Here is a 13,543-nt window from a genome sequence, read left to right on the forward strand (position 1 = left end):
TACACATTAGCATTAGTTTAAGCTGTGTATCTGTGGCTTTTTTATTGTAATTTTACCTCATGCCTTTTATTAAATTAACCAGGTTAGAACAAAAACGCTTCGGAGCCGTTGTAGTTTGCATATTGTGTGCAGTTGCCGCTTGGTTATTTTTAGCCCTCAATAAGAAATACCCCTACGCGGTACAAACCGAACTCATCTATAAAGAAGAACCACAGGGAAAAGCTTTTAAAGCACTACAACCAGATACCGTAGATTTAAAAGTGGAAGGCACGGGCTGGCAACTCCTATTTGCCCGCCTAAGAATTAAACCACCCGCTATTGCCGTAAGTTTACAAAAGCTAAACAGCAGAAGCTACGTAGTCTTATCAGAACAACTAGACCAAGTTAACCGGCAGCTAGAAACATCCCAAAGGGTAATTTCCATTAAACCTGATACGCTTTATTTCGATTTTTCTAAAAGAACCAATAAACGCGTACCATTAAAATTAATTTCTAAACTAACATTTGCCCCCCAATTCGGTATAGAAAAAGAAATAAAACTTAGCCCGGCTTATGTAAATATTTCTGGTCCTCAAGAAGAGTTACAAAAAATACATACTTGGCCTACTGATAGTTTAAAGCTTAACGATATTAAAACTGATATAGATACCCGGATAAACCTCATTAAAAATTCCAAAAACAACATTAATATCTACCCTAGCAATGTTGGTGTAAAAATTTCGGTAGATGAGTTTACCGAAAAAACTATTGAAGTACCATTAAGCATACTCAATAACAAAGCCTATCATGATGTAAAGCTGTACCCTAAAAAGGTTAAAATTACACTAATGGTGGCACTCTCTAATTATGCTAAAACTAATGAAGAAGAATTAAAAGCAGCCGTAGATTTAAATGATTGGAAAATATTAGGACACAATAGACTTTTCGTTAAAATCACCAAGATACCCAATTTTGCTAAATTGGTGAGCGTTATACCCAACAGTGTAGATTTTATTATCGAAAAATAATGTTAAAAATTGGAATAACCGGCGGTATTGGCAGTGGGAAAACTACTATTTGCAAGGTTTTCGAAACTTTGGGCATTCCTGTTTTTTATGCAGATACTGTTGCTAAACAAATTATGACTACCGATACCATACTGATGCAGGGCATTAAAGCTACCTTTGGTGCAGAAAGCTATTTTAACAACGGTACGTTAAACAATAAGCATATTGCCAATATTGTATTTAATAACGAAACCGAATTAGCTAAGCTCAATGCCCTGGTGCACCCTGCGGTATTTAGAGCTTTTGACGAGTGGGATGCCAAGTTACCAAAACACTTGCCCTACTCACTAAAAGAAGCAGCCCTGTTATTCGAAAGCGGCTCGTATAAAATGTGCGACAAAAACATTCTAGTAACTGCACCTCATGCGCTTAAAATTACAAGAGTTACCCAAAGGGATGGCACAAGCGAAGCGCAAGTACTGGCTAGAATGAGCAAACAGTTTACCGACGAACAGAAAATAAAAATGGCCGATTTCCTGATAGAAAACAGCGAAAACCAATCCATCATATTACAAGTTTTACACTTACACCAACAGTTTCTAAAAATGACTGAATGATTGCGTAAACGTCATTCCTATAAAAAATTTAGTTTAAATAGCCTTATATAGCAAACTATCAGCTAGCAACCTTTGTCCATCACGTCGAATGACCAATCCAATACTTCAAGATTTTATTACACTAACTAAAACTGGCCTATATTGCAGCTATGGCAACTTCTACTTAGATCCGCAAGAGCCTGTGCCAAATGCCGTAATTTCCCATGCCCACGGCGACCATGCCATAAGTGGAAACCAACAGGTGTACTGCACCGAAGCTACACAGCTCTTTATGCAACATCGTTATAAAAAATTTGCCGCAGCTAGTTTTGAAATAAAAGCGTACCAAGAAAAGTTCGACATAAATGGCGTAAAAATTAGCTTCTACCCTGCCGGGCATATCTTAGGTTCGGCAATGGTATTAATGGAATATCAAAATGTACGCTATTTATATACTGGAGATTACAAACTAGCACCCGATAGCACGTGCGAACCCATTGTGTTTGTTAAAGCAGATGTTTTAATTACCGAAACTACTTTTGCCGACCCAGAAGTAAAACATCCGGAGGCGGCAACAGAAATTAAGAAGCTAAATACCGTAACTAGCAATATTATGCTTGGTGCTTATGCCCTAGGCAAAAGCCAAAGGTTAATTTCGTTAATAAACAAACACTGCCCCAACAAAAAAATATTAGTGCACCATACCATTATGCCTTTTGTAAACATTTACGAGCAACAGGGCATAAACATGGGCAATTACCAAGTTTACGACAGAAAAATCATGAAACAGCAGCTAGAAGGCAACATATATCTAGTACCACCAATGGTTTTTAACAGCTATATTAGAGCTATTAATGTAGTAAGGGTATTTGCCACAGGGTGGAAATACCTACAACAGGGCAATGGTTTGCACCTCTATATTTCTGACCATGTAGATTGGCAAGACATTATACAAACTATTGAAGAAGTACAACCAAGAGAAGTGTGGACCTTACATGGTGACGGAAAACAGTTACAGGCACACTTTAAAAACCAATTAACGGTTAAGATACTAAACGGCTGATAATTGACGGCTTGGAAGAATAGGTTAAGCCGAAGATTATTTTGCCAAAAATCACAGGTATATTCAAAATTCAATAATTTTATTATTCAATTATTTAAAAAGTGAAAGAGGGCGAGGATTTCTATTTGAATGAAGACGGCTTAATGGTTTTTACAAAAGCTTACCATTTAAAGCGTGGCTATTGCTGTAAAAACAAATGCAAGCACTGCCCTTGGAGTTTTGGCAAAAAAAAGGAAAAGAAAAATCCTAATTAACCTCCTCATTCTTTTTAAAGCAAAAAATCTCCGATAATTTAACTATCGGAGATTTTTGTGATACGCATAGACAGGCTTAATTCTTTCTTTCAATTTCTCTATCCATTTCGGTCATGTTTACATTGGAAGATTGCGAAAAATCGCCAAGTAAATGGTTATTGAAATAATCGGCCAAACGCCAAAACATATACTCGGTCATGTCGCCAAAACCGTGGCGTTGCCCTGGCACTAAAATAAAATCGAAGCGTTTACCAGCTTTAATCAATGCATCCGCTACCCTAATACTTCCGGCAGGGTGCACGTTGTTATCAATATCGCCGTGCATTAATAGCAAATGTCCTTTTAGGTTTTTAGCCAAGCTTGGGTTTTTATCAATCGAATATTTGAAAGTAGTATCTCCTTTTAGCGACACAATCTCTTTAACGCCATGATGCTTTTCGCTCCACCAACGGTTATAAATGCTATTATCATGGTTGCCCGCCGCAGAAACTGCTACCTTAAAGAAATCTGGATAAACCAGCATGGCCGCAGTTGACATGAAGCCACCACCAGAGTGCCCGGTAATACCTACTTTAGTGGCATCGATATAGCTATACCTATCGGCCAATTGTTCTACCGTTGCTTTTTTATCTGCCAAACCATAATCACGCAGATTGCCATAGCCATAGGTGTGGTACCATTTAGAACGGGCTGGATGACCACCTCTGTTGCCCACCGTTACCACAATGTAACCCAGTTGCGCCAAACGATCCATCCTATCCATACTACGACCAAAAGATTTGTTTACAGCTTCTGTTTGTGGCCCTGGATAAACATACGCTATAATTGGATATTTCTTTGTAGCGTCAAAATTAAAGGGCTTATACATTACGCCATACAAATCCGTAATACCATCGTCTGCTTTTACTTTAAAAGGCTCTGGAAATTTGTAGCCTGCAGCCATCAATAACGATAAGTCTGCGGTTTCTAACTCCATTACCTTGTTACCATTGTTATCGTAAAGGGTCGATTTTGGCACCGTATTTACTCTCGAGTAGTTGTTTACAAAATAGCGACCTGCATCATCCATGTTTACAGCATGATCAAAATCGCCGGCATTTAACAGTTTCAATCCAGAACCGTCAAAATTCACACGGTATAAATGATAGTAATAAGGGTCTTCTTTGGCCTCTTTACCATTGGCAGTGAAATAGAGAACTCTGGCCTTTTCGTCAATATTTACAATGTTTTCGCAATGGAAAGATCCCTTGGTAATCTGATTTTTAAGCTTTCCGTTTTCATCAAACAGGTAAAAATGTCCCCAACCATCGCGTTCGCTCCAATGGATCAGCTCTTTACCACCATTTACCAAACCCGGGCGCTGTACTTCTACATAGGTATTAAAACGTTCATCTATCAATGGCTTAACATTTCCGCTAGCTACCTCTACCAAACAAACATCAATACGTTTTAAATCGCGGCTGGTACGCCCCATATAAAACTTATTGTTATCGCCCAACCACATTACCGGACGGAACTCGTTATCTCTGTCTGCGTTTAGTGCTGGCTTACTATACACATTTAAACTTTGGTCTTTAAATGCAGCAACGTTTAACTTTTTACCTGTTTTAGCGGCAAAATTAAATAACCAAACTTCGTCTTGCGGTGCCTCGGTTTCGCCAGGCATTTGGTATTTGTAGGTTTCTAAGGTTGGCCTGCCTTGCGACACGCTGTTAATTACCCATAAGTCCTTTACTTTTCTGCTATCAGAACGTTGAAGCACAAAATACTTTGAATCTGGCGACCACAACACAAAAGCTCTTCTACGTTTCTTATCGTTTTTAATAATCTCCTCGTTGTTTTCGCCGTTACCATCGCTACCATAGGCATAATATTTTACCCCATCTTTGGTTAATTGATGCTCTACAATAGTACTGTCTTCTTCATTTTTTAATGCTTTTTGATAGTTGCCCTTGTCCATCCAGTACAAATTATAGTTACGGGTAAAAATAATAGCAGACGAATCTGGCGCTACCGAACCCCAATTTGGCTTTGCCTTAGCTTTTTTATAATGCTTAATTTCGGTTAATTTCCTACTGGCCAACTCGTATTCGAACTTAAAGATTTTCTTCTGCATCGAGTCTGCCGCTTTTTTATCTTTTCGGTCTGGTTTTACTTCTTCTATAGTACTTTTAATTTCGAAGGTAAAGCTCTTTTCATCGGCATTAAACTTTAAGTTTTCTATAGGCAAATGTTGCGCATCAAACGGATCTCTGGTAATTAAGGTAATTTCTGCCGCCAATTGTTCAGGATCGAACAGTTTTTTTTTTACTTCTTGCTGCCGGATCTACGATATACCAGTTTTTCCCATTAGGTGTTTCGTACTCGTACCAAAAATTATTACGCTGTTTTAACCAATGCGGATCTACACTGGTTGAATAAATCATTTTGCGCAATTTACTAGGCGAAAACCTAGCGGCCTGCTGATAGTTTGCCTTATGCGGCATTGCTACGGTTTCGGTAGTGGTAATTGTTTTAGTTTGCGCATGAACAGCACCAGAAAACAACCCCAATAAAGAGAAAAAGTAGATTTTTTTCATTGAAAAATCAGTTTTTAAATTTGTGTGTGATGAACGAGCTAATTTATATAGAAAAAAAATGAACACCAGAGTTTTTATGTAATATTTGAGTGATTGTGATTAATCCGTAGCAGACTAGTAAACAGCGCTTCAATAAGTACTGCTTAACGCTCCACAAATGCTAAACAGGAAAAAAATTAGCCTCAATTATTTTTATCCACAGTCATATCAAATAAGAGGTTATTGCTTAGTTTTGTTTCAGGAACTGTTTAAAACGGCATAAAAAGGCGATGCGGTATGGGCACGCAATTTCAACAGGCTGGATTTTACGTTTCGTTTAAATTTAAACAGTTTATTAATATTAAATACTTTATGAAATTATTCTTCTTACCTGTAATTGCCTTGTCGCTAGTTTATGGTGTTGGCTGTCAGTCTAAATCTCAAACCAGCCAAACTGGCGAGCTTAAAGATAGTTTAACAACTACCGTAGCAACAACGCAAACGGAAAACCAAACCACTCCAATTGATACAAAAAACATTAAGGTAGCCAATGCTAAAACAATATTAGAAAGGCCACAAGTGCCTATTTTGTGCTACCACCAAGTACGCAACTGGCGAGCTACTGATGGCGCAATGGGGAAAGACTATACCGTAGAAATACAAAACTTTAAAGATCAGATAAAAATGTTATCAGACAGTGGTTACAACACCGTTTTACCCGATCAACTGTACGCTTATTTGAACGAAGGCAAACCACTGCCAAAAAAACCAATTATGCTAACTTTCGACGATACCGTTTTAGACCAATTTACAGTGGTTAACCCAACCTTAAAAAAATACGGCTACAAAGCTGCTTATTTTATCATGACGGTTTCTATTGGCAAAAAGGGCAAGTTTGTTAACTACATGAGTGCCGACCAAATAAAGCAGCTTGCTGACGAAGGCAACACCATTGGCAGCCATACTTACGACCACAAAAACTTTAAAAAATACGAAGGCAAAGATTGGGAAGAGCAATTGGATAAGCCTACTAAAAAGTTGGAAGAAATAACTGGCAAAAAAATTGAATATTTTGCCTATCCGTTTGGTTTATGGAACGCCAAAGGAATTCCAGAACTAAAGAAACGAGGTTTTAAAATGGCTTTCTCTTTAGCAGACAAACGCGATGAAAATGATCCGCTTTTTACCGTAAGAAGAATTATTGCTAGTGGCCATTGGAGCCCTAAAACCTTGCACAACAATATTGTAAAAAGTTTCTAGTGATAGACCTCTATATGGTACTCTTTGGCTTTTAAAGTCTAAGAGTACCAGTAATACAATTAAACCAATTTCTTCTTTAACAGCCCTATAGTACGTTGCCACGCCAATTTAGCGGCAGCCTCGTTATACCTAGTTGGCGAGGTATCATTATTAAAAGCGTGGTTTACCCCTTCATAAATATACAATTGATAATCAGTTTTAGCTGCTTTTAAGGCTTCTTCGTATATTGAAATACCTGCGTTGATGCGCTCATCTAAACTGCCGTAATGCAACAATAAACTTGCTTTAATTTTTGGCACATCTGCGGCCTTAGCTTGCGAACCATAATAAGCCACTGCCGCATTTAACAACGGATCTGCAACGGCTAATTTATTGGCCATGGCACCGCCCCAACAAAATCCAACTACACCAGTTTTACCATTCCCCAACGGGTGCGCCCGCAAGAAATCTAATGCTTTCAAATAGTTTTGCAGGTTTTTCTCCACATCCAATTTTCCAATCAGTTCTCTGCCTTTATTCTCGTCTTCGGGTGTACCTCCCACGGGCGAAAGCGCATCTACCCCTAAAGCTATAAAACCTGCCAATGCCACACGTTTCGTTACATCTTTAATATGCGGCGTTAAACCTCTGTTTTCGTGGATAACGACCACCGTTCCTAGCTTTTCCTTATTGCCTTTTGGCATTGCAAACAATCCTTTCATATTACCCTCTACCCCTGGAAAAGTAACATCTTCAGTAAACACCTCTTCACTGCTTACGGTTGCCGCTACCGCATAATTACTTTCTAAACTGGGCAATATAGTTAAGGCCAAGGCAGTACTTCCTGTTAAAACAACCAGCTTTTTCATAAACTCCTTACGGCTAATTTGGCTGTGGGTATAAGAATCGTACAGGTTAATAATTTTCTGATCCATGGGTTTGGATTGAGGTTTATTCTAAGGTAGCACTAAACGCAAAAATCCCCAAGCAAAAGCTTGAGGATTTAACTATTGTAGTTTACTATTTACAAATTAGTTGAATGTATAACGGAAACCAAATTGCATATAATAAGTAGAAGAAATAGAAGTTAAATCTCTAAACGTACTTGTAATAGGCAAACCTCTATCAGTAGCTAGCCAAAATAATGGCTTAGTAGCACCTCCTGGAGTTAAAGCCGCAGCATTTCTAGGATTTAAAATTGCTCTTTGGTTTGTTTGTTTTACTAATCCCCAATTCTTGTTAATGAAGTTACCTACATTAAAAATATCCCAAGTAAACTGCAGTGAGTTTTTCTTACCACCAACATTTACAAAAATGTCTTGCAACAACTTCACGTCAACCTGATTTCTCCATGGAAACTGAGCTCCATTACGTTCTGCATATTGACCTTTCCTTGAACTTAAATATGCGTCTTGCTCAATATACCTAAAGAATAGATCTTTTTGAGCTTGGTTAGAATAAACTACCCCACCAATAGTTTGAGGTTCGAAGTCGATCTCAGATGCATCTTTAGGAATATAAATCAAATCTGCATTTGCTCCATCACGGTTAATATCCCCTGTTAGATTTCCTGCACTGCCTCCGTACACGTAAGAAAATCTACCATCAATTGATCCTTGATAAAACAATGACAATGTAGTTTTAGCGTGCTTAAAGAACTCTTTACCATATGAAATTGAAGCTACAACTCTATTAGGCACTACATAACTAGCATAACTCAACTCTTGACTATTAGAACCATTAACTGTTGGTGTACCAGCCCAAGCACTTCCTGCTTGATCACCACTTCCATCATATAGATTCTTAGCTCCAGACTTAGTATAAGCTAATGTTGCTGCAAATCCGTTAGAGAATTGCTTTTCTAATTTAGCAGTTACCGCATAGTAATGTCCTTTAGAACCATTCTCTAAACGGTAGGTATTAAATGCACCGCCTGTTGTAGTAGATGGCTGACCATTGTTTAACTTAACAATATATTTATCTGAATTTGAATTCGGATAAATCACTCTATTATCTGCATAACCAGATACATTTAATGCTGAAGGTGTTTTTAAGTTAACATTGTTCCAAAATGCAGTATTTATATCTGAATTATAAATACCCTCTAAAGTACCTATAACCCCACCTGGCAACTTAGCATCAATTGCTAAACTAGTTTTCCAAGTTTGAGGCATTTTTAAATCAGGAGAGATAACAGTTATAGCGCTAGGCAAAATGGTTCCTGCTGCTGGTTGAGTAGCCGGGCGATATGCATTAGGATCTGGATTAAAAACACCAGGAACTGTTGGATAAGATGTATTGCCCGCTCCCCAAGTTTCCGTAACTTGTAATAAGCCAGCATCTCCTGCTTGGTTAACTATCCATACGAACGGGAACTTTCCTGTAAAAATACCTGAACCACCTCTAACCTGCACAGATCTATCTCCTTTAACATCCCAATTGAAAGAAGCACGAGGAGAAAACATTAGATTAGCCTTAGGCAACTCAGCAGTACTTAACTTCATTCCATTGGCAAAAGTTTGATTAGCCAATAATGGATGCTCTTTCATTGCTTTTGGATAAGTAGGCAAATCTAAACGCAAACCAACTGCAAATTTGAAACGATCAGTAAGTTGAATTTCATCTTGACCATAAACAGAATACTGTGCTGATTTAAAGTTAGGAAATGCTTGCGCATAACCAGGCTCTAATGAATAAGTTAAAGCATAGTTAGCAGGTAGTTGATTGGTTAAAAAATCATTCAAAGAATTGTATCTATAATAACTCGTTCCATAACGTTGAAAGCCATTAGTTGTGGAATTGAAATCTAATTGAAAACCAGCAGTAAAATTATGTTTACCAGATGACCATTTTAAATTATCAATAATTGACGTTGTTTTTACATCACGTAAATTTCCATAGGTAAATAATTCATAGCCGAAAGATGTATATGGTGTTCCTCCTTCTAAAATATCTACAAAAGGAAACGGATCACTATCCGAACTTCTTGGATCATTTTGATTAGTGTATGAAGCTCTCAATGTGTTGGTAAACCTGCCTAATTGTGAATTTAACTCTCCAGATAATGAATAAAAGTTTGCTTCCTGATAATAATTAGCAGATGAGAATTGTAAACTATTAACACCCGTTCTACCAGCACCCGAACTAAAACTAGAAGGAGCAGCAGAAGTGTTGTTAACCATAGAAGGATCCTTACTTTCTACTTGACTGTAACGAATGTTTAATTTATGTTTATCATTAATATTCCAATCGATACGTCCTAATAAATTCAAGCGCTCCGCAGCAAAGCTATAACCTTGATAAACACCTGGATCATATCCATAATTATTAATCAAAAATTCTTTTAATTTATTTAAATCTGACACAGTTGGTCTAGACACGTTGTTTCCAAAAGTACCAGCTGTGGTGGCAGCAATTTGTTGCTGACCTGGTCTCGTAGTTTTTTGTTGTTCTACGTTCATAAAGAAGAACAATTTATTCTTGATAATTGGACCTCCAAATCTAGCTCCGTAAGTTTTATCATCTAACTCGCCTCTTGTCAAATCAAAGTTACCAACATGTCTTCCCTGCTGATTTTGATTTCTGAAGTAAGTATAAACTGAACCAGAAAACTGATTTGTACCAGAACGAGTTACAGCATTCATTGAGCTACCAATAAAGTTACCTTGAGTTACATCGTAAGGCGTTACATTGATTGATATTTGCTCTAACGCATCTAATGAAATTGGAGAACCGTTAGCTGGTAAATTTCCACCAATACCAAAATTATTATTAAATTCAGAACCATCTACAGTGAAGTTGTTTTGTCTGTAATTACCTCCTCCAATAGAAGTTCCATTTGCTTGAGGAGTTAAACGTGTTAAATCATTTAAACTTCTGGTGATTGAAGGTAAAACTTGAATTTCCCTATTACTAATATTTGTGGTAGCTCCATTTCTATTAGAATTCATAATAGAATTAGTAGCAGCACCTATAATCTTCACTTCTGCCAATGTTGAGCTATTATCTTGAAGCGTAACATTTAAAACAAATGGTTCTGCCAATTTTAGAAAAACATCACTAATTGTCTGTGTTTTAAAGCCGACAAAGCTAATTTCAACAGTGTAAGGTCCGCCAACACGCATATTTCCTATTGTATAACGGCCATCGTTATTGGTAATAAGTGAATAAGTTGTTCCTGTAGGAGTGTGCCTTGCTTTAATGCTTGCACCTGGTAAAGCTCCTTTCGAATCTCTAACCGTACCCGTCATTGATGAAGTAGTTACCTGTGCGCTCACCGAACCCACAAAACCAACTACCACAAAAACAACCGTTACAATTTTTAATAGTAAAGATTTTTTCATGCTCTTTTTTAAATGAATTAATTGTTTTGTTAAAATATGTTAAAATACCGCTGCAAATCTAGGTATTAATTTCATTACAGCCCACAACCTAATGTTAAATTATTATTAACTATTGCAAAACTTATCCACACTTAACAAACTATAAACTAAGTAATAATGGCACCATACTTATAGCACTGTATCAAATTATCAAGCCTTTACACAAAGTTTTACCAATCTTTCATCTTATAACCCAATTTATTGCAATTACGTTATGAGCTAATCGTATGTTTTAATCAACATTTTTTTTAATTTTGGCAGCAAATTATTACGTTAATTTCCCTTTAAATTAAGAATATGAACTACGATTTAGTTGTACTAGGTAGCGGTCCGGGCGGATATGTTACTGCCATTAGAGCGTCGCAATTAGGAATGAAAGTTGCTATTGTAGAACGCGAATCATTGGGTGGAATTTGCCTTAATTGGGGCTGTATCCCTACCAAGGCCTTATTAAAAAGCGCACAGGTTTTCGAATATATCAATCACGCAGCCGATTATGGCATTAGTACCTCAGCAGCTAAAGCAGATTTCAATGCGGTAGTGAAGCGCAGTCGCGATGTTGCCGAAGGCATGAGCAAAGGCGTTCAATTCTTAATGAAGAAGAACAAAATTGAGGTAGTAATGGGCACCGGTAAAGTTAAAGCCGGCAACAAGGTTGAAGTTAAGGGAGCTGATGGTTCTCAGAAAGAACTTTCGGCTAAAAGCATAGTAATTGCTACTGGCGCTCGCTCTAGAGAATTGCCAAATTTAAAGCAAGACGGTAAAAAAGTAATTGGCTACCGTCAAGCAATGGTGTTACCGCAACAACCAAAATCTATGGTGGTAGTAGGCTCTGGCGCCATTGGTGTAGAGTTTGCTTACTTCTACGCCACTATGGGCACCAAGGTTACCATCGTAGAATTTATGGAAAACATTGTTCCGGTAGAAGACGAAGATGTTTCTAAACAATTGTTACGCAGCTTAAAGAAAACAGGTATCGATATCATGACCTCTTCATCGGTAGAGTCTGTAGATACAAGTGGTGCAGGCTGTAAAGTTCAAGTTAAAACTGCAAGCGGCATGCAAACCATCGAATGCGATATTGTACTTTCTGCAGCAGGTGTAGTGGCCAACATAGAAAACATTGGCTTAGAAGAAGTAGGCATTAAAACCGATAAAGGTAAAATTGTTGTTGACGAATATTACAACACTTCTGTAAAAGGTTACTATGCCATTGGCGATGTGGTTCCCGGTCAAGCTTTAGCGCATGTGGCTTCTGCCGAAGGCATTATCTGTGTAGAAAAAATTGCCGGCCAACACGTAGAGCCGTTAGACTATAACAATATTCCGGGCTGCACCTACTGCTCGCCAGAAATTGCATCTGTAGGTTATACAGAAAAAGCTGCTAAAGCTGCCGGCTATGAGTTAAAAATAGGAAAATTCCCATTCTCTGCCTCTGGTAAAGCCAGTGCAGCTGGTGCAAAAGATGGTTTCGTAAAATTAATTTTCGATGCCAAATACGGCGAATTATTGGGCGCACATATGATTGGGGCCAACGTAACCGAAATGATTGCCGAAATTGTTGTTGCCCGTAAACTAGAAACTACCGGCCACGAAATGATTAAAGCAGTGCACCCACACCCTACCATGAGCGAAGCCATTATGGAAGCTGCCGCTGATGCCTACGGTGAGGTAATACATTTATAGTTAACCTAATCGGTTAATCGGTCAAACTGTTTAAATTGGTTAATTGTTACTATTACAATTAGCCAATTTTTGTTTTAAAGCTTACTTTAGAAACGATTTACCAAATCATCAATTAACCAGTTAACCAAAATACATTCCGACAAACTCAATATGGTTCTGCAACAGTAGCAAATCGTAATTCGTAAATCTAGAAACGTAAATCATCATGAAACTCTACACCATCAACACCGGAAATTTCAAATTAGACGGCGGAGCCATGTTTGGCGTTGTACCCAAAACCATCTGGCAAAAAACAAACCCTGCAGACGAAAATAACCTTTGCTCTTGGGCAATGCGATGCTTATTGATTGAAGATGGCGGCAGGTTAATTTTGATTGACAATGGACTGGGAAATAAACAGGACGACAAATTCTTTGGTCATTATTATTTACATGGCAACGATACCTTAGATAAGTCTTTAGCGGCACATGGTTTCCATAGAGATGATATTACAGATGTTTTTTTAACCCACCTACATTTCGACCATTGCGGCGGCTCTATAGAAAGGTACGGCGATCAGCTTCGCCCAGCGTTTAAAAATGCCATTTATTGGAGCAACCAACAACATTGGGATTGGGCTACAACACCAAACGCAAGAGAAAAAGCATCCTTTCTAAAGGAAAATATCATCCCTATCCAAGAAAGCGGGCAACTAAAATTTATACCCACGCAGCAAAACGTACATCTTCACGATGGCATTAACATCCGCTTTGCCTACGGACATACCGATGCCATGATGC

Annotated in this window: 11 protein-coding genes; 7 read left to right on the plus strand and 4 right to left on the minus strand. The window is 38.0% G+C overall.

Translation table 11 applies throughout. The features are described 5' to 3' along the window. The first annotated feature begins 59 nt into the window (after window positions 1-59). From B3I52_RS01590 to B3I52_RS01605, 4 genes are all read left to right on the plus strand, one after another. On the plus strand, window positions 60-1,007 hold the full coding sequence (locus B3I52_RS01590; RefSeq protein ID WP_293297851.1) for a CdaR family protein: 948 nt from the start codon (window positions 60-62) through the stop codon (window positions 1,005-1,007). Continuing rightward, on the plus strand, window positions 1,007-1,603 hold the full coding sequence (gene coaE, locus B3I52_RS01595) for a dephospho-CoA kinase (protein ID WP_293297853.1): 597 nt from the start codon (window positions 1,007-1,009) through the stop codon (window positions 1,601-1,603). The genes B3I52_RS01590 and coaE overlap by 1 nt, the downstream gene beginning before the upstream one ends. Window positions 1,604-1,691: 88 nt before the next feature. Then, complete coding sequence (locus B3I52_RS01600; RefSeq protein ID WP_293297855.1) at window positions 1,692-2,645, plus strand: exonuclease; 954 nt, start codon at window positions 1,692-1,694, stop codon at window positions 2,643-2,645. A 101-nt stretch (window positions 2,646-2,746) separates the two neighbouring features. Beyond that, on the plus strand, window positions 2,747-2,899 hold the full coding sequence (locus B3I52_RS01605) for a DUF5522 domain-containing protein (protein WP_293297858.1): 153 nt from the start codon (window positions 2,747-2,749) through the stop codon (window positions 2,897-2,899). 76 nt (window positions 2,900-2,975) lie between these two features. Here B3I52_RS01605 and B3I52_RS01610 read toward each other — a convergent pair whose 3' ends face one another. Continuing rightward, complete coding sequence (locus tag B3I52_RS01610; RefSeq protein WP_293297861.1) at window positions 2,976-5,180, minus strand: S9 family peptidase; 2,205 nt, start codon at window positions 5,178-5,180, stop codon at window positions 2,976-2,978. A 4-nt stretch (window positions 5,181-5,184) separates the two neighbouring features. Beyond that, entirely contained in the window at window positions 5,185-5,478 is a 294-nt protein-coding gene (locus tag B3I52_RS01615; RefSeq protein ID WP_293297864.1) for a hypothetical protein, read from the minus strand. Between the two features lie 351 nt (window positions 5,479-5,829). Here B3I52_RS01615 and B3I52_RS01620 point away from each other — a divergent pair, with 351 nt between their 5' ends. Next, window positions 5,830-6,717 carry a polysaccharide deacetylase family protein gene (locus B3I52_RS01620; RefSeq protein ID WP_293297867.1) on the plus strand — a complete coding sequence of 296 codons (888 nt, stop codon included), beginning with the start codon at window positions 5,830-5,832 and terminating at the stop codon, window positions 6,715-6,717. A 59-nt stretch (window positions 6,718-6,776) separates the two neighbouring features. Here the strand turns inward: B3I52_RS01620 and B3I52_RS01625 are convergent, their stop codons facing one another. Continuing rightward, window positions 6,777-7,631 (minus strand): dienelactone hydrolase family protein, encoded by an 855-nt coding sequence (locus B3I52_RS01625; protein ID WP_293297870.1) that lies wholly within the window; start codon window positions 7,629-7,631, stop codon window positions 6,777-6,779. A gap of 96 nt (window positions 7,632-7,727) precedes the next feature. Next, the gene (locus B3I52_RS01630; protein ID WP_293297873.1) at window positions 7,728-11,039 is read right to left on the minus strand and encodes a TonB-dependent receptor; all 3,312 of its coding nucleotides are present in this window, start codon (window positions 11,037-11,039) and stop codon (window positions 7,728-7,730) included. A 336-nt stretch (window positions 11,040-11,375) separates the two neighbouring features. Between B3I52_RS01630 and lpdA the strand changes: the two genes are divergently transcribed. Both lpdA and B3I52_RS01640 read left to right on the plus strand, forming a co-directional pair. Then, window positions 11,376-12,764: a dihydrolipoyl dehydrogenase gene (gene lpdA, locus B3I52_RS01635; RefSeq protein WP_293297876.1), complete on the plus strand. Its 1,389-nt coding sequence runs from the start codon at window positions 11,376-11,378 to the stop codon at window positions 12,762-12,764. A gap of 205 nt (window positions 12,765-12,969) precedes the next feature. Beyond that, the coding region (locus tag B3I52_RS01640) for an MBL fold metallo-hydrolase (RefSeq protein WP_293297879.1) at window positions 12,970-13,543 on the plus strand (574 nt) is incomplete at its 3' end.

Source organism: Pedobacter sp. UBA4863, from assembly GCF_002399615.1.
In the GTDB taxonomy this organism is placed as follows: Bacteria; Bacteroidota; Bacteroidia; order Sphingobacteriales; family Sphingobacteriaceae; genus Pedobacter.

Bases quoted from the DNA above. Each gene is read 5' to 3' on its own strand.
- B3I52_RS01625 (WP_293297870.1), bottom strand. From the start codon at position 7,631: ATGGATCAGAAAATTATTAACCTGTACGATTCTTATACCCACAGCCAA.
- lpdA (WP_293297876.1), top strand. From the start codon at position 11,376: ATGAACTACGATTTAGTTGTACTAGGTAGCGGTCCGGGCGGATATGTT.
- coaE (WP_293297853.1), top strand. From the start codon at position 1,007: ATGTTAAAAATTGGAATAACCGGCGGTATTGGCAGTGGGAAAACTACT.
- B3I52_RS01620 (WP_293297867.1), top strand. From the start codon at position 5,830: ATGAAATTATTCTTCTTACCTGTAATTGCCTTGTCGCTAGTTTATGGT.
- B3I52_RS01600 (WP_293297855.1), top strand. From the start codon at position 1,692: ATGACCAATCCAATACTTCAAGATTTTATTACACTAACTAAAACTGGC.
- B3I52_RS01590 (WP_293297851.1), top strand. From the start codon at position 60: ATGCCTTTTATTAAATTAACCAGGTTAGAACAAAAACGCTTCGGAGCC.
- B3I52_RS01630 (WP_293297873.1), bottom strand. From the start codon at position 11,039: ATGAAAAAATCTTTACTATTAAAAATTGTAACGGTTGTTTTTGTGGTA.
- B3I52_RS01615 (WP_293297864.1), bottom strand. From the start codon at position 5,478: ATGAAAAAAATCTACTTTTTCTCTTTATTGGGGTTGTTTTCTGGTGCT.